The 22,606-nt window shown below is 68.5% G+C and carries 23 protein-coding genes; 7 read left to right on the plus strand and 16 right to left on the minus strand.

The features are described from left to right. Positions 1 to 148 precede the first annotated feature (148 nt). Both LFM09_RS11125 and LFM09_RS11130 read left to right on the plus strand, forming a co-directional pair. The gene (locus LFM09_RS11125; RefSeq protein ID WP_414096272.1) at positions 149 to 862 is read left to right on the plus strand and encodes a GntR family transcriptional regulator; all 714 of its coding nucleotides are present in this window, start codon (positions 149 to 151) and stop codon (positions 860 to 862) included. A gap of 249 nt (positions 863 to 1,111) precedes the next feature. Continuing rightward, positions 1,112 to 1,297 carry a hypothetical protein gene (locus LFM09_RS11130; protein ID WP_414096273.1) on the plus strand — a complete coding sequence of 62 codons (186 nt, stop codon included), beginning with the start codon at positions 1,112 to 1,114 and terminating at the stop codon, positions 1,295 to 1,297. Here LFM09_RS11130 and LFM09_RS11135 read toward each other — a convergent pair. The 6 genes from LFM09_RS11135 to LFM09_RS11160 form a co-directional block, all read right to left on the minus strand. Next, positions 1,288 to 2,301: a TerC family protein gene (locus LFM09_RS11135; protein WP_414096333.1), complete on the minus strand. Its 1,014-nt coding sequence runs from the start codon at positions 2,299 to 2,301 to the stop codon at positions 1,288 to 1,290. The genes LFM09_RS11130 and LFM09_RS11135 overlap by 10 nt on opposite strands. 30 nt (positions 2,302 to 2,331) lie before the next feature. Next, positions 2,332 to 2,769, minus strand: a complete 438-nt coding sequence (locus LFM09_RS11140; protein WP_414096274.1) for a hypothetical protein — start codon at positions 2,767 to 2,769, stop codon at positions 2,332 to 2,334. Beyond that, the gene (locus LFM09_RS11145) at positions 2,769 to 4,262 is read right to left on the minus strand and encodes an Nramp family divalent metal transporter (protein ID WP_414096275.1); all 1,494 of its coding nucleotides are present in this window, start codon (positions 4,260 to 4,262) and stop codon (positions 2,769 to 2,771) included. Before LFM09_RS11145 ends, LFM09_RS11140 begins: the two co-directional genes overlap by 1 nt. Positions 4,263 to 4,377: 115 nt before the next feature. After that, a complete protein-coding gene (locus LFM09_RS11150; RefSeq protein WP_414096276.1) occupies positions 4,378 to 6,528 on the minus strand; it encodes an acetate--CoA ligase family protein in 2,151 nt (716 codons plus the stop codon). Between the two features lie 25 nt (positions 6,529 to 6,553). Continuing rightward, positions 6,554 to 7,795, minus strand: coding sequence for a formyl-CoA transferase (gene frc / locus LFM09_RS11155; protein WP_414096277.1), 1,242 nt, complete (start codon positions 7,793 to 7,795; stop codon positions 6,554 to 6,556). Between the two features lie 9 nt (positions 7,796 to 7,804). Continuing rightward, complete coding sequence (locus LFM09_RS11160) at positions 7,805 to 9,490, minus strand: thiamine pyrophosphate-binding protein (RefSeq protein WP_414096278.1); 1,686 nt, start codon at positions 9,488 to 9,490, stop codon at positions 7,805 to 7,807. A gap of 123 nt (positions 9,491 to 9,613) precedes the next feature. Between LFM09_RS11160 and sucC the strand changes: the two genes are divergently transcribed. Together sucC and sucD are read left to right on the plus strand one after the other, a co-directional pair. Further along, positions 9,614 to 10,720 carry an ADP-forming succinate--CoA ligase subunit beta gene (sucC, locus tag LFM09_RS11165; RefSeq protein ID WP_414096279.1) on the plus strand — a complete coding sequence of 369 codons (1,107 nt, stop codon included), beginning with the start codon at positions 9,614 to 9,616 and terminating at the stop codon, positions 10,718 to 10,720. After that, positions 10,720 to 11,598 (plus strand): succinate--CoA ligase subunit alpha, encoded by an 879-nt coding sequence (gene sucD, locus LFM09_RS11170; RefSeq protein ID WP_414096280.1) that lies wholly within the window; start codon positions 10,720 to 10,722, stop codon positions 11,596 to 11,598. Before sucC ends, sucD begins: the two co-directional genes overlap by 1 nt. On the opposite strand, the gene LFM09_RS11175 is transcribed toward sucD, so the two are convergent. The 8 genes from LFM09_RS11175 to LFM09_RS11210 all read right to left on the minus strand — a co-directional run bounded on the left by LFM09_RS11175 (position 11,595) and on the right by LFM09_RS11210 (position 18,325). Further along, entirely contained in the window at positions 11,595 to 12,662 is a 1,068-nt protein-coding gene (locus tag LFM09_RS11175; protein ID WP_414096281.1) for a serine hydrolase domain-containing protein, read from the minus strand. The two genes, sucD and LFM09_RS11175, sit on opposite strands and share 4 nt — an antisense overlap. Beyond that, on the minus strand, positions 12,659 to 13,432 hold the full coding sequence (locus LFM09_RS11180; RefSeq protein WP_414096282.1) for a hypothetical protein: 774 nt from the start codon (positions 13,430 to 13,432) through the stop codon (positions 12,659 to 12,661). The genes LFM09_RS11175 and LFM09_RS11180 overlap by 4 nt, the downstream gene beginning before the upstream one ends. Continuing rightward, on the minus strand, positions 13,429 to 13,728 hold the full coding sequence (locus LFM09_RS11185) for a type VII secretion target (protein ID WP_414096283.1): 300 nt from the start codon (positions 13,726 to 13,728) through the stop codon (positions 13,429 to 13,431). The genes LFM09_RS11180 and LFM09_RS11185 overlap by 4 nt, the downstream gene beginning before the upstream one ends. Continuing rightward, positions 13,725 to 14,069: a YbaB/EbfC family nucleoid-associated protein gene (locus tag LFM09_RS11190; protein WP_414096284.1), complete on the minus strand. Its 345-nt coding sequence runs from the start codon at positions 14,067 to 14,069 to the stop codon at positions 13,725 to 13,727. Before LFM09_RS11190 ends, LFM09_RS11185 begins: the two co-directional genes overlap by 4 nt. A gap of 13 nt (positions 14,070 to 14,082) precedes the next feature. Further along, positions 14,083 to 14,700 (minus strand): ESX secretion-associated protein EspG, encoded by a 618-nt coding sequence (locus LFM09_RS11195; RefSeq protein ID WP_414096285.1) that lies wholly within the window; start codon positions 14,698 to 14,700, stop codon positions 14,083 to 14,085. Further along, positions 14,697 to 14,996, minus strand: coding sequence for a hypothetical protein (locus tag LFM09_RS11200; protein ID WP_414096286.1), 300 nt, complete (start codon positions 14,994 to 14,996; stop codon positions 14,697 to 14,699). Before LFM09_RS11200 ends, LFM09_RS11195 begins: the two co-directional genes overlap by 4 nt. Then, complete coding sequence (locus LFM09_RS11205) at positions 14,993 to 16,081, minus strand: hypothetical protein (protein ID WP_414096287.1); 1,089 nt, start codon at positions 16,079 to 16,081, stop codon at positions 14,993 to 14,995. Before LFM09_RS11205 ends, LFM09_RS11200 begins: the two co-directional genes overlap by 4 nt. A gap of 99 nt (positions 16,082 to 16,180) precedes the next feature. Then, the gene (locus LFM09_RS11210; RefSeq protein WP_414096288.1) at positions 16,181 to 18,325 is read right to left on the minus strand and encodes a helix-turn-helix domain-containing protein; all 2,145 of its coding nucleotides are present in this window, start codon (positions 18,323 to 18,325) and stop codon (positions 16,181 to 16,183) included. A gap of 88 nt (positions 18,326 to 18,413) precedes the next feature. Here LFM09_RS11210 and LFM09_RS11215 point away from each other — a divergent pair, with 88 nt between their 5' ends. Beyond that, the gene (locus LFM09_RS11215) at positions 18,414 to 19,013 is read left to right on the plus strand and encodes a DedA family protein (RefSeq protein WP_414096289.1); all 600 of its coding nucleotides are present in this window, start codon (positions 18,414 to 18,416) and stop codon (positions 19,011 to 19,013) included. On the opposite strand, the gene LFM09_RS11220 is transcribed toward LFM09_RS11215, so the two are convergent. Continuing rightward, positions 18,976 to 19,695 (minus strand): SDR family NAD(P)-dependent oxidoreductase, encoded by a 720-nt coding sequence (locus LFM09_RS11220; protein ID WP_414096290.1) that lies wholly within the window; start codon positions 19,693 to 19,695, stop codon positions 18,976 to 18,978. The two genes, LFM09_RS11215 and LFM09_RS11220, sit on opposite strands and share 38 nt — an antisense overlap. A 106-nt stretch (positions 19,696 to 19,801) precedes the next feature. On the opposite strand from LFM09_RS11220, the gene LFM09_RS11225 reads away from it, so the two are divergent. Together LFM09_RS11225 and LFM09_RS11230 are read left to right on the plus strand one after the other, a co-directional pair. Continuing rightward, on the plus strand, positions 19,802 to 20,644 hold the full coding sequence (locus LFM09_RS11225; RefSeq protein ID WP_414096291.1) for an alpha/beta fold hydrolase: 843 nt from the start codon (positions 19,802 to 19,804) through the stop codon (positions 20,642 to 20,644). Positions 20,645 to 20,850: 206 nt separating this feature from the next. Beyond that, positions 20,851 to 21,696, plus strand: a complete 846-nt coding sequence (locus LFM09_RS11230) for an alpha/beta fold hydrolase (RefSeq protein WP_414096292.1) — start codon at positions 20,851 to 20,853, stop codon at positions 21,694 to 21,696. Here LFM09_RS11230 and LFM09_RS11235 read toward each other — a convergent pair. Next, positions 21,693 to 22,604, minus strand: coding sequence for a Gfo/Idh/MocA family protein (locus LFM09_RS11235; RefSeq protein WP_414096293.1), 912 nt, complete (start codon positions 22,602 to 22,604; stop codon positions 21,693 to 21,695). The genes LFM09_RS11230 and LFM09_RS11235 overlap by 4 nt on opposite strands. Between the last annotated feature and the right edge of the window lie 2 nt (positions 22,605 to 22,606).

Below are 22,606 nucleotides of genomic sequence, written 5' to 3' on the forward strand. Positions count from 1 at the left end.
TTCCTCCAGTGCCCGCCTCGGGGGTCTCGTTCGATGAGAGTCAGGCCTGAGGTGGTTCCTGGCGGCCTCAGGTCCGACTATCGCGAACAGGACCCATGAGGCGGGCACTTACTGCTTTTTGTATGCCAAAAGCTGTATTCTGTCCCGCATGACCTCTTTGCCCAGTGGCCGCCGGGCCGCCCGCGGCCCGCTCAGCGCCGCGGCGAGCCGCCGGGTCGAACGGCCGGCACCGCTGCGACAGGCCGTTTACGACGCTCTGCTCGAGCTCATCGTCAACCGCACCCTCGCGCCCGGCCAGCACCTGGTGGAGGCCGAGCTCGCCGAGTACCTGGGCGTGAGCAGGCAGCCGGTCCGCGAGGCCCTGCAACGGCTTCAGACCGACGGCTGGGTCGACCTGCGCCCCGCCCAGGGCGCCTTCGTGCACACCCCGACCGAGGAGGAGGCCGACCAGCTGCTCGCCGTGCGCAGCGTGCTGGAGACCTACTCCGCCAAGCTCGCCGCCGAACACGCCACCTCGGGTGACGTGAAGCAGCTCAAGAAGCTGCAGAAGGCCGGCGAGGACGCCCTGGCCGCCGAGGACGTGGAACGCCTGGTCGAGGCGAACGCCAACCTGCACGCGGCCGTCGCGGCGATCGGCCGCAACAAGGTCCTGTCCGAGATGATCGGGCTCGTCGACCGCCGGGTCCGCTGGTACTACACCCCGATCGCCCGTCCGCGCAGCCGTGACTCGTGGAACGAACACGCTGAGTTGATCGCGGCCATCGCCGACGGTGACGCTGAGCGAGCAGGCGAGGTCATGCACCGTCACGCGGAGCAGACCCGGCAGACCTACCACGACCGGAAGACCACCGAGAGTAAGTAAGTCATTACGCTCAGATCATCTGAAATCGGTCATTTGGTGCCACACGGGTGATCCGCGACACGATGGCGGCCGATTGCATACAAAACGCAGTATGCTGAATCGCAGCGAGGGTGGGGTCGAAGAGGACCCGTAGTGGGTACCCGGTGGCGAAGGCCCCAGCCGCAACCTCGCTACTCCCGTGCGACAGTCCCAGTTGGGCTTCTGCGCGCCCCGGGAGTGACGACCATCGACAGGGAGAGTAGGAAAACCATGTCTCGCTTGAAGAACTTCGCGCGCTCTCTCACCGAGCCGCGAGCCGGTTTCTCCGCCGACGGCCGCGCGCTCGGCCTCGGACTGTCCACCGCGCTCAACGAGCAGCGCAAGGACTCCGAGGCCGTCGCGGCCGTGGCGAAGACGCTCCGCAAGGACGCCGAAGGCCACACGATTCACGGCTGAGTGTCCTTCACGGGAGCCTCTTCGCTCCTTTGTGCACTCTCAGCGCCCTCCACGGCGGACTGGGCGGCCCGCCGGGAGGTGTGGAGGCTCCACACCGTGGTGATGGCGAGCGTCACCACGATGACCCCGAGCGACACCACGATCGGGATCTCCGGAGCCCACGAGACGCCGTGGTGGTGCATCGCCTCGAAGATGAGCTTGAGCCCGATGAACGCGAGCACCACCGCGAGGCCCTTGCTCAGGTGCACCAGGCGATCCAGCAGGCCACCCACCAGGAAGAACAGCTGGCGCAGGCCCATCAACGCGAACGCGTTGGCGGTCAGCACCAGGTAGGGCTCCTTGGTGAGGCCGAAGATCGCCGGGATCGAGTCCACCGCGAACAGCAGGTCCGTGGTGCCGACGGCGACCATGACGATCAGCATCGGCGTCACGAAGCGCTTGCCGTCGATCACGGTCGTCAGTGAAGCGCCGTGATAGGTCGTGGTCGCCGGCACGACCTTCTTCACCGCGCGCAACGCGGCGTTCTCGGAGAACTCGGCCTCCTCGGTCTCTTCCTGCCGCAAGAGCTTCCACGCGGTGTAGATCAGGAAGGCGCCGAAGAGGTAGAAGAGCCAGTCGAACCGCGCGATCGCCTGTGCTCCCAAGGCGATGAAGACAGCGCGTAGCAACAGGGCCAGCACGATGCCGACGATGAGTACCTTTTGCCGGTACTCCCGCGGCACCGCGAACCTGGCCATGATCAGCACGAACACGAACAGGTTGTCGACGCTCAGCGAGTACTCGGTGATCCAGCCGGCGAAGAACTCACCGCCGTGGCCAGGCCCGGCGAACAACGTGACGCCGAGTCCGAACAGGACGGCCAGGCCGACGTAGAACAGCACCCAGTACAACGACTCGCGGAACGACGGCTCGTGCGGTTTCCGTGCTACCAGATAGAAGTCGAACGCGATCACGGCGGCGATCCCGCCCATGGTCGCGACCCAAACCCAGACAGGCAGATCCAACATGCATGGCTCCTTCGGCGGAAGGGAAGGTCAGCGGGCAGCGGTGGTCTTCGAACGCAGCCGCATGGCGATGCGTTCGTGCAGCCACAGGAATCCGATGGCCCAGCCGAAACTCACGATCCCCTGGTAGGCGAGGAAACCGGCCAGGTCCGAGGGCAGTCGAACCTGACCGGTGAGCACGAGGCTCACGGAGATCTCGTGCAGCAACCTGGCTGCCGGGAACGCCACGAGCCAGTAAAGCGCCACGGGGGCGAACCGCCCGGCAGGGAGCCGACCGGCCGCCACCAGCAGACCGAAACCGCCGCCGAACGCGCCCAGCGGCAGCCCCAGAGCGACCATGGTGACGAGAGCCCACCCGAGCGGCTGGCCGACGAGCGCGGCCAGCCCTCCCGCGATGAGCCCGGCGGCCAGCCCGACGAACGCGCCCGGCACAGCCTCTTTCAGAAAGCCTTCGCGGATCTGCATCATCAGCCCACCACGACACCGAACTTGACGAGACTGAAGAACAGCATGCCCAGATAGAACACGGCACCGAAGCCGATGATGACGTTCGTGATCAGCTTGGGCCGGATGGGTTTGGGCAGCATCCGGTTGTTCACCAGCAGGAGCACCACGCAGTAGGCGCCCATGGCGAACGTCGACAGGAACGCGAGCACGTCGAGGATCGCACCAGGTCCGTCGGCAGGTCCGAACAGCAGGATCAGGATGCCGAACGTGATGACGCCCCACAGGAATCCCGCGTAGAGGTGGGACATGCGGAACCTCTTCGCGCCCTTGACGAAGTGGTACGTCATGTCCGCCTGGCCGCGGGAGAACGAGTCGAACAGACCCAGCGTCGCGTTCAGGCCGATCAACGCGATGAACCCGAGGAACACGCCACCCAGTACCGGTCCGCCTGCTGACGCGAAGGCGTCCGACATGGCGTTGAGTGCCGCCTCGCGTTCACCGGACTCGATCAACGCCTTGACGTCGGGTGAAGTCCGGCTCGCCGACTGCGCGAGAACCGTGAACGAGACCGTGACGAGCATCGTGATGCCCCAGAACAACAGCAAGGCGTCGAACGTCACCCAGCGCCGCCAGCCCTTCCACTTGGCCAGCTCCGCCTTGTCGTCGGTGTCGAACATGAAGCCGCGGGACGGCATCTGCTCTTCCTCGCCCGCGTGCCGCAACCCGCGCAGTTTCGGGATGTGCGCGCCCATGCCGGCTCCGCTGTCGCGCAGGTGCAGCGTGTACCACATCTGCTGCATGCCGGACGGGCCGGCGAACGCGATCGAGCCGACGATGATCGGGAACCACTCCGGTGACATGGCCTGCGCCGGGAAGTACCCGAACTGGAACATGCCGGTCACCGTGCTGGTCAGGTCGCCCCAGGTGCCGACCATCGCCGCCACCACGGCCGTGCTGACCACGAGCAGTCCGATGAGGATGGACAGCAGGTTCTCGAGCAGGTTGTAGATGACCTTGGCCAGGCTGAACAGGATCCCGACCAGGATCAGGCCCACACAGGCCGACACCGTCCACGGTATGCCGGTTATCTTCTCCAGGGCCGCCGCCCCGGCGGAGAGATGGCCCGGCCAGATGTAGACGAGTATCGCCACTACGAAGAAGAACCACATGATCGGTTTGAACACGCGTGCGGCGCCGAAGAAGATGCTCTCCCCCGTCGCCATCGCGTACCTGGCCATCTCCAGCATGACGACGGCCTGCAACGTCACGCCGACCAGGAAGAGCCACCTGATGTCCGGTCCGAAGACCAGCACCAGGCGCGGCCACATGTAGGACTCGCCCATGCCCACGCCAAGCGCCACCAGGAACACCGTGGGGCCGAGCAGGTGGATCGACGGTGGTGCGTCGGGCAGTTTCCTGATGGGCATCGCTTCCAGCCTGCCCGCAGGCCACACGCGTTCCTTTTCAGGCGGTGTGGTGACGTCGGTGCGGGCGACCAGATTTGGATCATCCACGGTTAACAACCTCCAGAGGACCGGCTGTCTTCGTTGACCTCCCTGGCGGGTTCGCGACCGTGGGCGTGACACGGTCGCGGACGGGCCATCTCTCCCTTACAAACTCACGCTGCCGCTAGCCCAGCAGTCCGGCGGCCCTCGCCCACCGATACTTCGCGCCCAACACTGCGACAGGCTTCTCCGTTGTGTACGGATACGCAACTACCCCGTTCCGGTACAGGTACTCGCTGGCCTCCTCCACCTGGACGTCGCCCGCGAGCGACGCCACGACAGGCTTGTGGATCCCGTTCGCCCGGTACTCCTCCACGACGTCGACCACGAGCTTCGCGAACACCATCGGTGGCGTGACGATGGTGTGCCAGTAGCCCAGGATCAGCGAGTGGATGCGCTCGTCGGCGAGACCGAGCGCGATCGTGTTCCGGTACGTCGACGGCGGTTCCCCGCCGGTGATGTCGACCGGGTTGCCGGCCGCGCCGAAGGGCGGGATGAACTTCCGGAACGCCGCGTCCAGATCGTCCGGAATGGTCATCAGCGACAACCCGTTGTCGACACAGGCATCCGAGAGCAGCACGCCCGAGCCGCCCGCGCCGGTGATGATGACGACGTTCTCGCCCTTCGGCGTTGCCAGCAGCGGGATGCCGCGCGCGTACTCCAGCAGGTCGTTCAGGCCGGGTGCGCGGATCACGCCGCTCTGCTTGAGGATGTCGTCGTAGACGCGGTCGTTGCCGGCCAGTGCGCCGGTGTGCGAGCTCGCCGCCTTGGCACCCTGGTCGGTTCGTCCCGCCTTGAGCACCACGACCGGTTTCTTTGTGGACACCCGCTTCGCCGTCTCCGCGAAGGAACGACCGTCTTTCAGGTCCTCCAGGTGCATCGCGACGAGCTGGGTGTTCGGGTCCTGCTCGAAGAACGTCAGCAGGTCGTCCTCGTCGATGTCGGCCTTGTTGCCCACACCCACGATCGCGCTCACGCCCATGCCCGCGGAACGGCTGAATCCGAGGATCGCCATGCCGATTCCGCCACTCTGCGACGAGAGTGCGACGCCGCCCTTGACGTCGTACGGCGTGCAGAACGTCGCTGAGAGGTTCTCCGGCGTGTAGTAGTAGCCGTAGATGTTCGGACCGAGGATGCGCACGCCGTGTTTGCGCGCGATGCCCACGATCTCGTCCTGCAGCTCCTGGTTGCCCGTTTCACCGAAGCCGGACGGGATCATGATGGCGCCGGCGACGCCCTTCTTGCCGACCTCTTCCAGGGCGGCGGGCACGAACTTGGCCGGGATGGCGAACACCGCGACGTCGATGTCTCCTGGGACATCGGCGATGCTCGCGAACGCCTTGCGGTCGAGAATCTCGTCGGCCTTGGGGTTGATCGGGTAGATCTCGCCCCCGAACCCGCCGTTGACGAGGTTCTTCATCACCGAGTTGCCGATCTTGCCCTCTTCGTTCGAGGCACCGATCACGGCCACGGCGGCCGGCTTCATGATCCGGTTCATCGAGGTGAGGATCTCGTCCTGCGTGAAGCGATGCGGTTCCTTGCCCGCGTTCTCGTCCACGAGGATCCGCACGTCGACCGCGGTGGCCCCGGAAGGCGTCGCCAGCACGGGGTTCAGGTCGACCTCGGCCAGCTGCGGGAAGTCCGTCACCAGATCCGACACGCGGTGGATCAGGTCGGCGAGCTTGTGCGCGTCGACGCCCTCCGCGCCGCGGACACCCTTCAGGATCTCCGCGGCGGCGATGCCGTTGACCATCGACAGCGCCTCGGAGTTGCTCGTGGGCGCCAGCCGGAAGGTGACGTCCTTGAGCACCTCCACCAGGATCCCGCCGAGGCCGAACGCGACGATCTTGCCGAACGTCTCGTCGGTCGTGGCGCCCACGATGACCTCGTGGACCTCGTTCCCGGTCGGCAGCTGCTGCTGGACCTGGACGCCGGTGATGTCGGCGTCCGCCTTGTAGTTCTCGGCGTTGTGGATGATCGTGCGGTAGCCCTCGGCGACCTCGGCCGAGTTCTTGAGGCCCACCAGCACGCCGCCGGCCTCGGTCTTGTGCAGGATGTCCGGCGAGACGATCTTGAGCACGACCGGGTAGCCGATCTCCTCGGCGAACGCGACCGCGCCCTCGGACGACTTCGCCAGCGCCTCGGCCGGGGTCGCGATCCCGTAGGCGTCACAGACCCGCTTGCCCTCCGGTGCGGTGAGGGACGAGCGTCCCTCCGCCCGCACCTTCGCGAGTACGTTCTCGACCGCGGCGCGGTCGTAGCCGTTGTCCGGCATGAGATTTCGTCTCCCTAAAGGATTCTTAGATGACGCCGGCGGTGCGAAGTTCGGCCAGCCTGTCGGCGCTGTAGCCCAGCGCGCTCAGGACTTCGTCGTTGTGCTCACCGAGCAGCGGCGGACGCTGCACCTCGGTCACCGAGTCGGAGAGCTTGAGCGGGTTGCCGACCGTCTTGAACGTGCCGCGTTCGGGGTGGTCGACCTCGACGACGGTGCCCAGCTCGGCCAGCGTCTCGTCCTCAATGATCTCCTTTGTGGACAGAATGGGTCCGCACGGGATGTTGTGGGCGTTGAGCTTGTCCATCACCTCCCACTTGGTGTGCTTCTCCGTCCACTCCTCGATCAGCGCGAACGCCTTGTCCAGCTTGGAGAGCCGGACTTCCGGCGTCGCCCACGCGGGGTCCTCGGCGAGCTCCGGCCTGCCGATCAGCTCGGTCAGCGGCTTCCACCCGACCGGCTGGATGATCACGTAGATGTAGTCGTTGGGGCCGCCGGGGGCACAGCGCACCGCCCAGCCGGGCTGGCCACCACCGGATGCGTTGCCGGAGCGGGGCACCTCGTCCCCGAACTGCTCGTTCGGATACTCCCCCAGCGGCCCGTGGGCGAGCCGCTGCTGGTCGCGCAGCTTCACCCGGCACAAGTTGAGCACCGCGTCCTGCATCGCCACCTGGACGCGCTGCCCACGGCCTGTGTTCGTGCGTTGGTACAGCGCGGCCAGGATCGCGGCCACCAGGTGGATCCCGGTGCCGGAGTCACCGATCTGCGAACCGGTCGCGAGCGGCGGGCCGTCCTCGAACCCGGTGGTGCTCATCGAACCGCCCATGGCCTGCGCGATCACCTCGTAGGCCTTGAAGTCGGCGTAGCGGCCGGGGCCGAAGCCCTTGATGGACGCGTAGATGAGCTTCGGGTTGAGCTCGTGCAGCTTCTCCCACGGGTAGCCGAACCGCTCGACCACGCCGGGGCCGAAGTTCTCGACGAGGATGTCGACGTCGGCGATGAGCTTCTCGAAGACCTCCTTGCCTTCGGGCGCCTTCATGTTGAGCGTGATGCTCCGCTTGTTGCAGTTGAGCATCGTGAAGTAGAGACTGTCCACATCGGGCAGATCGCGCAGCTGGCCGCGGGTGATGTCGCCCCGTCCCGGCGTCTCCAGCTTGATGACGTCCGCACCCAGCCAGGCGAGCAGCTGGGTCGACGACGGACCGGACTGCACGTGCGTCATGTCGAGGACCTTGACGCCCTCCAAAGCCTTTGTCCCAGAAGCAGTCACAGGGCTCACCTACTTGTACATCGTCTGGTTCATGGTTCCGGGCGCGTACACATCGGGGTCGATCCACACGTTGATCAGAGACGGCTTGCCGGACTCGCGGGCGCGCTGCAGCGCGGGACCGATGTCCTTGGGGTCGCGCACTTCCTCGCCGTAGCCTCCGAGCATCTTGGCGAACTGGTCGTACTTCACGTCGCCGAGCGTGTTGCCGACGCGCTCCCGCTCCAGGCCGTACTTCGCCGCCTGGCCGTAGCGGATCTGGTTCATCGACGAGTTGTTGCCGACGATGCCGACGAACGGCAGGTTGTAGCGGACGAGTGTCTCGAAGTCCCAGCCGGTGAGGCTGAACGCGCCGTCACCGAACAGGGCGACGACCTCCTTGTCCGGGCGCGCCAGTTTCGCGGCGAGCACGAACGGGATGCCGACGCCGAGCGTCCCGAGTGGACCGGGGTCCATCCAGTGGCCGGGCGACTTCGGCTGCACGACCTGGCCGGAGAACGTGACGACGTCGCCACCGTCACCGATGTAGATGGAGTCCTCGGTGAGGAAGTCGTTGATCTCGCTCACCAGGCGGTACGGGTGGATCGGCATGTCGTCGGAGCGCAGGTGCTCCGAGCGCTTCTGCCGGGCCTTCTCCTCGACCGCCTGCAGCTCCTCCAGCCACACCTTGCGGCCCATCGCGCCGTTGTCCTCACGGCCCGACGCGGCCTGGGTGACGCTGGAGAGCACGAGGTCCGCGTCGCCCACGATGCCGAGGTCGACGTCGCGGTTCTTGCCGACCGTGCGGTAGTCGAGGTCGATCTGGACGACCGTCGCGTTCGCGGAAAGCCTTCGGCCGTAACCCATCCGGAAGTCGAACGGCGTGCCGACGATGACGATCACGTCGGCGTTGTCGAAGGCGTAGCGGCGCGACAGCTGGAAGTGGTGCGGGTCGCCGGGAGGCAGGGTGCCGCGACCCGCGCCGTTCATGTAGGCCGGGATGTTGAGGGTGCGGACGAGCTCGATCGCCGAGTCCGTGGCGCGCGTCGTCCACACCTGGCTGCCCAGCAGGATCGCGGGCTTCTTGGCGTGCACCAACAGGTCCGCGAGCTTCTCGACGTCCGCCGGGTCACCGACGCTGCGCGTGGACGCGCGGTAGTGGCCGGCCTGCGGGATGCGTGCCTGCGACACCGGCACCCTGGCGTCCAGCACGTCGCGCGGGATCTCCAGGAACGACGGGCCGGGTGCGCCGGCGTTGGCCTCGCGGAACGCCATCGACACCATGTCCGCGATGCGGGCGGTGTGCTGGACGTTGGCCGCGAACTTGGTGATCGGGGTCATCATGTCCACGTGCGGGAGGTCCTGCAGTGAGCCCATCTTGTGCTGGCTCAACGCGCCCTGGCCGCCGATCAGCAGCATCGGGCTCTCCGCGCGGAACGCGTTCGCGACACCGGTGACGGCGTCGGTGGTACCCGGCCCCGCGGTGACCACGGCGCAACCGGGCTTGCCGGTGATGCGTGCGTAGCCGTCCGCCGCGTGCGCGGCTACTTGTTCGTGTCGGACGTCGACGACGGCGATGCCCTCGTCCACGCAACCGTCGTAGATGTCGATGATGTGTCCACCGCACAGCGTGAAGATGGTGTCGACGCCCTCAGCCTTGAGCGCTTTGGCGACCAAATGGCCCCCAGAGATCGACTCCGGCTCCGCGGAACTCGTCATCGGCGATCAGCCCCTTAGCGCTCGACTGTAGATTGCATACCGTATGAGGTAGGCATATCGTTACTCCGCTGCCAACCGGATGTCCATAGATGGCCGCAAGTTTTCGGCGAGAGGACGTAGACGGTGGATCTTTTCGAACACGAGGCACGGGACCTCTTCGAGCGGTACGGGGTCCCCGTTCCGCGTGGTTTCGTGGCGGACACTCCTGAATCCGCGCGCGAGGCGGCCGCAACGCTGGGCGGAACCGTTGTCGTGAAGGCTCAGGTGAAGACCGGCGGCCGCGGGAAGGCCGGCGGCATCAAGCTCGCTTCGTCGCCCGACGAAGCATTTGCGGCGGCCTCGGCCATCCTGGGGATGGACATCAAGGGCCACACCGTGCACAAGGTGCTGGTGACCGAGGCGAGCGAGATCGCCGAGGAGTACTACCTGTCGTTTCTTCTTGATCGTGCCAACAGGACATTCATCGCGATGGTGTCGGCGACCGGTGGCATGGAAATCGAGGAGATGGCGGATTCGATCACTCGAATGCCAGCTTCGTCCTTCGACGCATCTGCGGTGTTCTCACCGGAAATCGCCGCCCAGGTGAACGCTGTCGCTTCCGCTTTGTGGAAGGTCTTCGTCTCCGAGGACGCGACATTGGTCGAAGTGAACCCGTTGGCGCTCACGAAATCCGGCAAGGTCCTGGCGCTGGACGGCAAGGTGACGCTGGACGACAACGCGTCGTTCCGGCACACACGGCCCTCAGACAGCGCGGAGGGCGACCCGCTGGAGGTGCGGGCGGCCGAGAAGGGGCTCAACTACGTCAAGCTCGACGGCACGGTCGGAGTGATCGGCAACGGCGCCGGGCTCGTGATGTCCACATTGGACGTGGTCGCGCTGGCCGGCGCCGCGCCCGCGAACTTCCTCGACATCGGCGGCGGTGCCTCGGCGCAGGTGATGGCCGACGGTCTCGACGTCATCCTGTCCGACCCGTCGGTGCGCAGCGTGTTCGTGAACGTGTTCGGCGGCATCACCGCGTGCGACGCGGTGGCCAACGGAATCGTGCAAGCGCTCGGGCTCCTGGGCGACCGCGCCGACAAGCCGCTGGTCGTGCGGCTGGACGGCAACAACGCCGAGGCCGGGCACCGCATCCTCGACGACGCACGACACCCGCTGATCACCGTGGCGCACACGATGGACGACGCGGCCGGGCGTGCCGCCGCGCTCGCCGGCGCCGGTAAGGAGTCCTGATGGCGATCTTCCTCGACGAGAACAGCCGCGTGGTCGTGCAGGGCATGACCGGGTCGGAGGGCTCCAAGCACACCCGTCGCATGCTGGCGGCCGGCACTCAGGTCGTGGGCGGTGTGAACGCTCGCAAGGCCGGTACGTCGGTTTCGTTCGACGACGTGTCACTGCCGGTGTTCGGCACGGTCGCCGAGGCGATGGAGCAGACCGGCGCGAACGTGTCGGTGCTGTTCGTGCCGCCGGCGTTCACCGGCGACGCGGTGATCGAGGCGATCGACGCCGAGATCGGACTTGCGGTGGTGATCACCGAAGGCGTGCCGGTGCACGACACCGCGCGGTTCTGGGCGCACGCTCAGGGCCGCTCGACGCGGATCATCGGGCCGAACTGCCCCGGCATCATCAGTCCTGGCAAGTCGAACGCGGGGATCATTCCGGCGGACATCACCAAGCCTGGGTCGATCGGGCTGGTGTCGAAGTCCGGAACGCTGACCTACCAGCTGATGCACGAGCTGAAGGACTTCGGCTTCACGACGTGCGTGGGCATCGGCGGCGACCCGATCGTCGGCACCACGCACATCGACGCGATCGCGGCGTTCGAGGCCGATCCGGAGACCGAACTGATCGTGATGATCGGCGAGATCGGTGGCGACGCCGAGGAGCGGGCCGCGGAGTTCGTGCGGGACAACGTGTCCAAGCCGGTCGTCGGGTACGTCGCCGGCTTCACCGCGCCCGAGGGCAAGACGATGGGCCACGCGGGCGCCATCGTCTCGGGGTCCTCGGGCACGGCGGAGGCCAAGAAGCAGGCCATGGAGGCGGTGGGAGTCAAGGTCGGCAAGACGCCTTCCGAGACCGCCGCCCTGGCCAGGGCCATCTTGACCAGCTAGCTGCCCGTTGAGCAGAGCGCCTTGTCTGCCACGTCGAACGAGGAGGGCTTCGAGTTCATCCCGTTGTTGTTGGTCACGACCGACGCGTACCGGCCGTCGTCGGTGACCAGCGTGAACGAGTGGTGGCCCGTGGGCAGGGCGCCGTTGTGGCCCCACGCCACGCCGCCGCAGGTCAGCGGCAGCTTCACCAGGGCGAGCCCGTAGGTGCCGTTCTGGCCCCAGGTCGTCTTCATCTCGGCGAGAGCCGCGGGTGAGACGACCTGGCCGCCGATCAGTGCGCGGTAGAACCGCTGGAGGTCGTCCAATGTGGACGACATCGCGCCGGCGGTGCTCCAGAACGACAGTTCGATCGCGGTGGTCGCCTCGGTCCAGAAGAAGATCGGGCCGAGGCGGCCGCCGATGTAGCCGGGCAGGAACGGGTTCGGCAGCGCGCGGTTGCCGGGTGCCGGGAACTTCGTCTGCGTGAGGCCGAGCGGGCTGATGATCCGTTCGGTGATCGCGTCGGCCGCCTGCTTGCCGGTGAGCTGTTCGATCAGCAGGCCCAGCACCAGGTACGCCACGTTGGAGTAGAGCTGCGCGGCGCCGGGCGCGGCCTGGGCCGGTTCGTCCATGGCCGAGCGGACCAGTTCGGCGAGGCTGTACGTGCCGTCGGGGTTGGCGCGTGCGTCGCGCACGTAGTTGACCATGCCGCTGGTGTGCTGCAGCAGCTGGCGGACGGTGATCACGTCGCCGTTGTAGTTGCCGTTCACAACGCCTGGCAGGTAACGAGAAATCGGCGCGTCCAGCTCGACCCGGCCCTCGTCGACGAGCTGCAGCACCACCACGGCGGTGAACGTCTTGGTCTGGCTGCCGATCCGGAAGTGGTCGGCCGCGGTGATCGCACGCTGTTCGTGGATCTTCGCGGTGCCGGCCGAGCGTGTGCCGCCACCGAAGTGCACGGCGGCACCGGGTCCGGCCTGGGCCTGGAACTGGTTGAGCACCGTCTGCACCGCGTCGTCCGCCTTCGCGGGCGCGACGCTGATGGCGAGCGCGACGCCCGCGACGATTGCGATCAGCCGCTTCACGCGGTCGCCTCCTGGGAAGTGCTCTTGTCACCGATGACGGACAGCGCCTGCTTCACGACCTTCAGCACGGCCTGCGCGCCCTCGACCAGCTTGATCAGGTTCTCGCCACTAGCCAGCAGCTCGGCGAGCTTGCCCGCGATCTGCACGCCGCAGTCGACGGCGATCTGCACGCACTGCGGAATGGCGGCGGCGATGCTCTGCCCGAACGTCGCCGGCGCCGCCGCGATCGCCTGGGTCATGATCGGCACGATCTTCCCGAGCGCCTCGGTGATGAGCCGGGTGACCTCGGCGACGACCTGGGCCACCACCTCGCCGGCCTTGATCATCGCGGTCGCGTTGGTCAGCGCGGTCTCGGCCACCGACAGCACGCCGTCGGCGATCTCCTTGCCGGTCTTGGCGTAGTCCGTCGCGCTGTCGCCGGTCCAGCCGCTGGTCTCGCTGCTCGCCTTCTCGCGGTAGGTGTCGGCGACCGTGGTCGCCGACTTGCTCGCGTCCTGGAACTCCCCCGCGCCCTGCTGGACGCCGTCGGGGTTGCCGCGCAGCTGATTCAGCGGTTCTTCGAGGAACGAGATCATCGGCGTGAGGAAGCCGACACCCGCGCTGTCCAGCGCCTGCAGCGGTTTCCCGCTCGAGCCGAGCTCGTTCATGTTCGCCTTGGGCGTGGCAGCGAGGTCTTGAGACAGCCACTCGTCGTTGGCGATCGAGCTGGTGGTGGTGCGCAGTTCGTTGAGCAGGGCGGCGATCGTGCCCGCGTCCGTCGCGGTGGTCATCGGGCGGCCCCGTTCAGGTTCACGACGCTGTCGTCGTCGGTGCGCTGGTACAGGTCTGCGGTCTGCCGCATGCCCTCGCCCACCTTGTCCATTGTGGACGCCACATGCGCGAAGGCTTGCAGTGTCTCGTTCATCGCGTTGCCCAGCCCGGACGTGAGGAACTGGGAGAACGAACCGAGTGACTCCTGGCCCAGCTGGTTCGGCAGCGCGGTACCGGTGTTGGCGAGCTGGTCGGCGCAACCGGCGAGCGTCGCGGCGTGCCGGCGCAACTGCTCGTGGTCGACGGTGAACGTCATCGCACGGCCTCCGGCTGGTGCGAGGTGATCTGGTGCAGCGCGTCGCTCTCGCCGAGGTAGTTCGCCATCACCTCGGTCATCCTGGCGCTCGCCAGTCGTTGCGCCTCCCGCGCGGTGCTGACGATCAGCATCGCGAGCGTGTCTACGTCGAGCTTGCGGGCCGCCGGGGTCAGCGCGACGTCGCCGAGGACGCCCGCCGCGTTGACCGTCACGGTGACCTCACCGCGTGGCGAGGTCGCGCTGGCGCCCACCTCCGCGAGGCTCGCACTGACGCTTCGTGCGCCGTACGCGGCCCGTTCGAGCCGTTCCTGGTAGTCCGCCAGCCACTGTGCTGGATCCACTTCTCCCCCTCTTCTACGCTCGCGCCATCGCGGCGAGCTCACCTATCACGCGGATCAGGTCGTTGTGCCGCATCGGGTTCACGCTGACCCAGCCGTCCTCGCCGCGGTCGACCCTGACCCGGCCGGTCGCACTGTCCAACCAGGACACTTCGCGCCGCTCGCCTGCCTTGATCACCCCGGCCTGGCCCTGCCCGGTGGGCTCCAGGTCCAGCGCCGCACCCGGTGGCAGGGTGATCGGCATGAGCTGGGCGGCCCTGGCTTCCGGGACCAACGCGGCGAGCTCGTCGCCGCAGGTCTCCGCGGCGACGTGGATGACGCGGACCGTGCTCTCGGACTGCGCGCACACGACCGCCTGGTCCTCGTAGACCATCGCGACCGCACCCGTTGTGCCTGTCACGAGGTCCACGACGCTGGTGTGTCCTCTCAATGCGGTGACCAGTTCGGCGGCCATCCCGATCGGTCCGTGGGCTTCGGCGAGGCCGCGGGCCTGCAGTCCGCGGGCCGCCTCGGCGAGGAGCGCGTCCCGTTCACTCGCTCGGGTGCCGAAAGACGGCACCCGCAGCGGGAACGGCCAGCGCACCCCGGCGTGGGTGGCGAGCAGGTCCATCTCCACGAGGTCGAAGGCGATCATCGCGGCGTCCTCGCGGCCTGCTCCTCGGCCGCGGTGTAGACCGTCTTGATCTCGCCGAGCATCTGCTGGAACGCCCGGACCTCGCCTTCGGCGGCCTTCACCTCGTCGGCGAGGCCCGACCCGGCCGACTTGAGACGGTGCGACAGGTCCTGGGCGGGCGGGGCGGTGCCGAGCAACGGCTGCCGCTCGGCGAGCCGGCTCGCGGTCGCGACCAGGTCACCGGTCAGCTCCGCGAGCCTGGTCAGGGTCTTGATCCGGTCGTGCAGCAGGTCTGGTGCGACCTCGTAGCCGTTCACGCTTCTTCCCCGATGACTGCCGGAGACACCCGTCCCTCGACCACGAACAGGCCGTGGTCGAGCGTCGGCATCTGGTTCTCGTGCGGTTGGTCTTCGTCCTTGCGACCGGCTCCCGCTGGTGGGGCCATCCCGCTGGCCTGCGCGTTGGAGCGGGCGGTGTTGTCCGCCGTCATCTGGCCTGACATGGCGAGCGCTGCCGGGTGGCCGATGACGCCGGTGCGCATGCCCGGGCTCAGCTGGGTCTGCTGGCTGACCGGGCTGATGGCGCCGGTCGTGGGCACGCGCGTGGTGGCCGCGCCGCCACCACCGGTCAGGCGTTGCCACGGAACGCCGCCTGAGCTGGGGGTTTTCACCGGTGACGTGGCTCTGGACGGTGGTGTGGTGGTGGCCTGGGGGACGTTGCCGCGGGCGTCGTCGATCAGGCGGCCGCTGCCGTTGAGACTGGTCTCGTAGGTCTGCATCGCGCGCACGGCCTGGGCTTTCTGCTGGTCCGCCGAGGCGGCACCGAAGTAGAAGTAGAAGCCCGAGGTCGCACCGGCCGGCATGGTCGGAGCGCTCGGCAATGCGAACGGGGCGGGAGCGCTCGGCAACGCGAACGGCGCCGGAGCACCCGGCAGCCCAATCGGCGCGGGCGCATTCGGCAACGCGAAGGGCGCTGGAGCGCTCGGCAACCCGGCTGGCGCGGGACTTGCCGTCGGCAATCCCGCGAAGGCCGGCATGGTGGCCGTGTTCGGCGGTGGCGGCATAGCTGCCCGAGCCGCCGCCAACGCGTCGGCCGAGTCCTGCGCGGCCTTCTGCCCCGCAGCAGCCAGCGCACTGATCTTCTCGATCCGCTCGGCCAGCTTGGTGAGCCGGCCCGCGGCCTCCTCGGCGGCAGCACCCTGCCACCCGTCGAGCAACGCCGTGCGCTGCTCCCTCAGCACCTCGGCGTGCGCGTCCAATGCGGCGCGGTGGCGCGTCCACTCCTCGGCGACCGTGCTCACGTCCGCGACATCGGCGTCCTGCCACAGCATCCGATGCAGTTCTTCGTGGCTGTACGCCTCCCAGTTGATCGCGTCCGGCGGCGGCGTTTCGTTGCCTGACACCCCTGCGTTCCCCTCCCTCGTCCGGCAGGGGAAACGATCACAGCAGGGCCAAACGAAGGACAGGCCAGACGACCGGCCACTTGTGGCCGGTCGCTCTGATCAGCGCAAACGTGCGAAGTGATCCTGAAGGCGCGCGTGCCGGAACTGGTAGACCGCACCGGCCCGCCGCAGCACGCCACGCCGGTACGCGTCGTCGAGGAACGCCGGCAGCCCCCACGGCAGCCGTCCGGTCAACGGCAACCAGACGCGGGCGAACACCACCCACTGCCCCCACGCGGTCAGGCTCAGCACGTACGCCAGCCCGCCCCCGATACCGCCGACGAGCCCGAGCGCCAGCGCCGTGAGCGGACTCCACGCGACGTCGAACCGCAGCGCCGTCAGCCCACCGGCGACCACCCCGGTCACCGCCGCCACGAACACGGCGAACACCGGCACGCACATCGCCACCATGACGAGCACCGCCCGCCGGTTCGCCTTCAGGAGACTGAACGGGCTCCCCGCCGACCGCACGTCCAACGGCGCCTCGGCGGCGGCCACGAGCCCGAACACCAACCCGGCCCCGACCCCGAAGACCACGGCGAACACCCCGACGTCGACCAGCACCCCCACCGACATCCGGTAGTCCGTGACCAGCCAGTACGCCATCGCGCGCACCACCCCGTACGCGGCCCCGACCGCCCCGCCGAACCGCAGCCCGAGCCAGATCCGCTCCCACACCCGCGGCCCTCCCGCCGCGGAGCCGGATGACCCCGCCCTGCTGCCCAGCAGGCGCAGCCGGGTCCGCACGGGTTCGAGCGGCGCCATCCTCACGGCCCGCCAGTGCGCCAGGCCGGAGAACACCCCGGTGACCGCCCCGATCATGACCGCGAACAACAACCCGCGAACGGTCAGCGCCCCGAGCAACGCAGCCTCGACCAGCAGGTCCGCCACCCCGACCGCGACCCCGACACCGAGCCCGATGATCGACGCCCGGCGCTTCGACGTGGTGCCGATCTGCCACCACGCGAGGTCGTGCGAACCGAGCCCGCTCAAATGATCAGCCAGGTACCCGAGCCACGGCTTGACCTGCTCGGCCTCGGATCCGTAGACCGCCGGCACGAAGCTGCCCAGCAGGTGCCGTTCGATCTCTTCGGACGAGTGGAACCGCAGCAGCTCCGCCGGGTCGTGATCCGGGGTGTCGCTGTAGATCCGCCGTGCCAGCGCCACCATCAACGGCGTCTTCAACACCGCTGCGAGCGGTCCGCCGATGCGCACCTCGTCGAGCACCGGCTTCCACACGTTGCCGGCCGGCCCGCTCTTGCGCGTGGTCCGCGGCAGGTAGTCCGCCAGGTCGTCGCACGTCAGGTCCACCAGCACCACCGCGGCCGCCGACGTGAGCACGTCAGTGCCCGCCACCGCGTCCCGGTACTCGTCAACACGGCTCGTGAGCAGCAACGGCAGAGTGGTGGTGTTCAACGCGTTCAAAGCAGGTCGGTGCAGCCCGGCCGCGATCTCGTCGAACCCGTCCAGCACCGGCAACACCCGCTGCGCGTCCACCAGAGCCGCGGCCAGCGTGCCGCCGCTGGGTCCCGGCGCCCCGAGGAACGGGTGGTCCCTGATCAGCTGCTCGGCCAGCCAGTCGCGCAGCCCGACCCGTTCCGGATGCCACGACCCGAGGCTGAAGATCACCGGCACGGGATCCGAGACGTCCTTCGCCGCCAGCAGGTCGAGCACGAACCGCGTGGTCAGCACCGTCTTCCCGGCACCGGCCCTCCCGAGCACGACCAGCCGCCGCGACCCGACCCGCCGGTGGACCTCGACGACCTGGTCGAGCCGGGCACCGAGCTCCACCTCACCGCCGATGTTGAGCCAGCTGTCGCGAAGTTCCTCAGGCGCCGCGTCCCACCGCACCGGCAACGGCACCGGGTCGTGGATCTGCCGCTGCTCCTCCTCACGCCGCCACCGCGCCTCGACCGCGGCTTTCAACGTCTCGGCGGCCTCACCCAACGGGTCGAACCGCACCGGCTCGACGGGCATCGGCTCGTCGCGACCCGCCGCAGCGAACAACTCGGCCCGCTCGGCCCCGGTCAGTTCCAGGGCATCGGCCAACGACCGCACGGTGCCCATCCGCGGATCGGTTCGCTCGCCCGTCTCCAGCCCGCGCACGGTGCGAATCCCCACGGCAGCGCGCTGGGCGAGCGCCTCCTGGCTCAAGCCCGCCCGCTGCCGCCACTGACGCAGCAGTAAGCCGAACTGGCTCGCCACAACCGCCCCCTCGTCCCAGTGATCCACACCTTATCGAGCCTGGGGCGTTCCCCTGCACGGATCCGGCCATCGGAGGAAGATCGAGAGTGTGCTGACGCAGTGGCTCCACACCGTTCCACCGCTGCTGGTCTACGTCGTCGTGGGCCTGGTGGTGGGCATCGAGAGCGTCGGGATCCCGTTGCCGGGCGAGATCGTCCTCGTCACGGCGGCGCTCATGGCCTCACACCACGACGGTGTCTCGCCGATCCTGGTCGGCGTCTGCGCGTCGGCGGGCGCGATCATCGGCGACAGCGTCGGATACGCGCTGGGCAAGCGGTTCGGGCCGCGGATCTTCGGGTGGGCGGGCGAGAAGTTCCCCAGCCACTTCAGCGCGGACAAGATCGGCCGCGCCCAGGCGCTGTTCGAACGCTACGGCGCCTGGGCGGTCTTCTTCGGCCGTTTCGTGGCGTTGCTGCGGATCCTGTCCGGTCCGCTCGCGGCCACGATGGGCATGCATTACGGAAAGTTCCTCCTGGCCAACGCCGCTGGCGGCATCGCGTGGGCCGGTGGCACGACGGCGGCGGTCTACTTCGTCGGCGAGGCGGCCGAGCACTACCTCGCCGAGTTCTCGTGGATCGCGCTGGTCGTCGTGCTGCTCGTGGTGATCGGGTTCAGCGTCCGAGCCCGGCTCCGCCGTTCACCCCGATGACCTGGGCCGTGATGTGCCCGGCCTCGGGCGAGGTCAGGAACGCCACCGCGGCAGCCACGTCGGCAGGCGTCCCGGCACGGCCGTTGGCGGGGTTGCCCACGAGCTTCTTGCGCCGCTCCTCGGACAGCGTCCCGCCGAAGAACTCGGTGTCCTCGGTGACGCCGGGCGACACGACGTTGACCGTGATCCCCCGTGCTCCGACCGCGAACGCGAGGTCCGCCGTCCACGCCTCGACCGCCGACTTCGCCGCGCCGTAGGCACCAGACCCCCGCCGGCCCGCGATCGAGCCGAGCGTCACCACACGGGCGTTGTCGGCCAGCCTCGGTTCCAGCGCGGTCGTCACGAGCACCGCGCTGATCACGTTGGACTCGTAGTTCGCGAGCCACAGGTTCCGCACGTCCGCCAAGTTCTCCGGCGCCGGCAGCCTGCGAGTCATGTTGCCGCCCGCGTTGTTGACGAGAACATCCACGCTCGCGGGCAGATCGCTCAGCGCCGCCTCCACCGCGTCCGGGTCCGCCGCGTCGAACACCACCGCCCGCGCGCCGATCTCCTCGGCCGCCGTCTTCAGGACGTCCTCCCGTCGTCCCGTGATCACCACGTCCAGACCCTGCTCCACGAGCCGGGCCGCCACCGCTTTGCCGATGCCCGTGCCGCCGCCGGTCACCACTGCTGTTCGCGTCATGCGATCTTGATAACAGCCGAATACATGCAGGTCGATCGGCCTATCAGCCGATACGGGTTCACGTCTGTGACTAGGCTGCTCACACCTACTCCACTGGGGAGAATCAATGGCGACTCACGTTCTCGAAACCGACAAAGCGGCCATCACGTACGACGTGCACGGCGAGGGCGGCCGTCCGTTGATGATGATCGGCCAGCCCATGGACGCGAGCGGCTTCAACGCGCTCAAGGAGCAGTTCCGCGACCGCACGGTGATCACCTACGACCCGCGCGGCCTGGGCAGAAGCACTCGTTCGGACGGCAGCACCCTGAACACGCCGGAGCTGCAGGCCGCGGACGTGCACGCGGTGATCCAGGCGGTCGGTGGCCCGGTCGACCTGTTCGCGTCCAGCGGCGGCGCGGTCACGGCCCTCGAACTCGTCGCGACCTACCCGGACGACGTGGTGACGCTCGTGGCGCACGAGCCGCCGATCATCGACGTGCTGCCGGACGCCTCCGACGCCCGCCGCGCCCGCGACGGCTTCATCGACGCCTACTTCGCCAGCGGGTTCGGCGCGGGCATGGCGCAGTTCATGGTGATGTCGTCGTGGCAGGGCGAGTACACCGACGAGTACTTCGCCCAGCCGCCGGCCGATCCCGCCCAGTTCGGCATGCCCTCCGAGGACGACGGCACGCGCGACAACCCGTTGCTGTCACGGGACTCCCTCGCGATCACCGACTACCAGGTGAAGGTGGACGCGCTCGCGGCCGCGCCGACCCGGATCGTGATCGCCGTCGGTGAGGAGACGGGCAACGCGTTCACCGCGCGGACCGCCGTGCACACCGCGAAGCTCCTCGGTCAGGAGGCCACCGTGTTCCCCAGCCACCACGGCGGGTTCATGGGCGGCGAGTTCGGCTACGCGGGCAAGCCCGAGGAGTTCGGGGCCAAGCTGCGCGACGTGCTCGGCTGAGGATCACGTCGGCGGCCCGTGGGGCGCCGCCCCGGCTTTGCCTCGGCGCCGCACGAGCTCCTCGACCACCGCGAGTGTCGGCGTGACATGGCCGCGCCCCGCGAGCGTGACGACCAAGATGCCCGTTCCCCGATCCTGCCGAACCAGGTCAACGGACTTTTCGTTGTGTAGCGTGAGGTTCCGTTGATCAAGTTCGGGAGGACGTTGTGACGGAACGAGTCGTGGAGACCGGAGAGGTCCGGCTGTGGAGCGAGGACCTCGGTGACCCGGCGGCCACGCCGATCTTCCTGATCATGGGCGCGAACGCGTCCGCGATGGGGTGGCCCGAGGAGTTCGTCGGGCTGCTGCTCGACGGCGGGCACAGGGTGATCCGGTACGACCACCGCGACACCGGGAAGTCGACGACGGTGCCCGACGCCACCTACGACTTCGCCGACCTCACCCAGGACGCGGTGGCGGTGCTGGACGCGCACGGCGTCGAGAGCGCGCACGTCGTCGGCGTGTCGATGGGTGGACTCATCGGTCAGCTGCTGGCCGTCGACCACCCCGAACGCCTGCGCTCCCTCACGCTCGCCATCACCGGTTCCCTCGACATGGGGTCGACGGAGGAGGCGCAGGACCAGGGCGAACGCATCAGCCGGATGATCGCGCTGGCCGAGCCGGGTGCGGACGAGGAGTCCGAGCTGGCGCGCCGGGTCGCGCTCTGGCGAGTGCTGCACGGCGACGTGTTGCCGTTCGACGCCGCGCAGTACCGGCGGCTGGAGGAACGCGCCATCGCGCACGCGGGCACGTTCCTCCCGGCCACCGGACACGTTCGGCTGGGCGCCACTGCGTTACCGCGCGGCGCCGACGACCTGCGCAAGGCCGAGACCCCGACCCTGATCCTCCAGGGCGGCCAGGATCCGTTCTACCCGCTCGGTTTCGGCCGCCACCTGGCGAACCTGCTGCCGAACGCACGACTGCGGGAGTTCGAGGGCCTCGGACACAGCCTCCCGGCGGCGATGCACCCGGTGCTGGCCGAGGCGATCCTCGAACACGTCCGCGGGTCCTAACGCAGGAAGGCCTCGATCACCTCGGCCACCCGCAGGCCGCTCTCGAAGTCCGCCAGGTCGCGCGGGTGCTCGCCCCGCACGGCCTGCGCGAACAGCGTGAGCCGGGAGTAGTCGGAACCGGTCTGCTCCAACGACACCGGCTCCCACGGCCCACCGTCCGAAGTGGACAGGGAGGCCCACTGGTCGAGGCGCAGCGAGCGTTCGGTGCCCCACACCGTCCACTCGTAGATCTCCGGACCGGCCGGTCCCGAGAACGCCGACACGTGCACCGGCACACCGCTGCCCCGGAGCACGCCGCGTGCCGCCACCTCGGCGGCACCGGGCTCGGGGAAGTCCGAGGACACCGACTCGACCGTCAGCGGCCCGAGCACGCGGTCGGTCAGGTAGATGAAGTGCGACAGCACCTCGCGGACGAACCCGCCCTGCTCGGACCGCGCGAGCCAGGCCGCCTCCGCCTGGAACGCCCGCGGCCAGCGCGGGAACTGCAGCCTGATCTCCACGCCCCGCAGCGCGCCGAGCTCCGGCAGCCGCCGTTCGATCTCGATCGTCGCGACCATGTCCGACAACGCGAAGTTCACCGCGTTCGGGCGTCCCTGTGCGGCTTCGGCCATCGCGCGGGCCTCGCCGAGGTCGACGGCCAACGGCTTCTCGCAGAACACCGCCTTGCCCGCCGCGAACGCCTTGGCCGCAAGCGACGCGTGCAGGGCGGGCGGGGTCGCGATGTACACCGCGTCCACATCGGACAGCACGTCGTCCAACGAGCTCACCACGGGAACGTCGAGCGTGCGGGGTACGACGTCGACGCCGGCGACCACGGTGTAGTCGGGATGTGCCTGCGCCGCCGTCAGCATCCGGGTGCCCATGGCGCCCAGGCCGACGACGGCGAGACGAATCGGATCAGCGATCATGC

Source organism: Lentzea alba (assembly GCF_047445655.1).
Classification (GTDB): Bacteria; Actinomycetota; Actinomycetes; order Mycobacteriales; family Pseudonocardiaceae; genus Lentzea; species Lentzea alba_A.

What these genes read in the sequence shown, in the direction of transcription:
- LFM09_RS11125 (WP_414096272.1), top strand. Translation starts at nt 149, where the DNA reads ATGACCTCTTTGCCCAGTGGCCGCCGGGCCGCCCGCGGCCCGCTCAGC.
- LFM09_RS11130 (WP_414096273.1), top strand. Translation starts at nt 1,112, where the DNA reads ATGTCTCGCTTGAAGAACTTCGCGCGCTCTCTCACCGAGCCGCGAGCC.
- LFM09_RS11140 (WP_414096274.1), bottom strand. Translation starts at nt 2,769, where the DNA reads ATGATGCAGATCCGCGAAGGCTTTCTGAAAGAGGCTGTGCCGGGCGCG.
- LFM09_RS11150 (WP_414096276.1), bottom strand. Translation starts at nt 6,528, where the DNA reads ATGCCGGACAACGGCTACGACCGCGCCGCGGTCGAGAACGTACTCGCG.
- LFM09_RS11160 (WP_414096278.1), bottom strand. Translation starts at nt 9,490, where the DNA reads ATGACGAGTTCCGCGGAGCCGGAGTCGATCTCTGGGGGCCATTTGGTC.
- sucD (WP_414096280.1), top strand. Translation starts at nt 10,720, where the DNA reads ATGGCGATCTTCCTCGACGAGAACAGCCGCGTGGTCGTGCAGGGCATG.
- LFM09_RS11180 (WP_414096282.1), bottom strand. Translation starts at nt 13,432, where the DNA reads ATGACCACCGCGACGGACGCGGGCACGATCGCCGCCCTGCTCAACGAA.
- LFM09_RS11185 (WP_414096283.1), bottom strand. Translation starts at nt 13,728, where the DNA reads ATGACGTTCACCGTCGACCACGAGCAGTTGCGCCGGCACGCCGCGACG.
- LFM09_RS11195 (WP_414096285.1), bottom strand. Translation starts at nt 14,700, where the DNA reads ATGATCGCCTTCGACCTCGTGGAGATGGACCTGCTCGCCACCCACGCC.
- LFM09_RS11220 (WP_414096290.1), bottom strand. Translation starts at nt 19,695, where the DNA reads ATGACGCGAACAGCAGTGGTGACCGGCGGCGGCACGGGCATCGGCAAA.
- LFM09_RS11225 (WP_414096291.1), top strand. Translation starts at nt 19,802, where the DNA reads ATGGCGACTCACGTTCTCGAAACCGACAAAGCGGCCATCACGTACGAC.
- LFM09_RS11235 (WP_414096293.1), bottom strand. Translation starts at nt 22,604, where the DNA reads ATGATCGCTGATCCGATTCGTCTCGCCGTCGTCGGCCTGGGCGCCATG.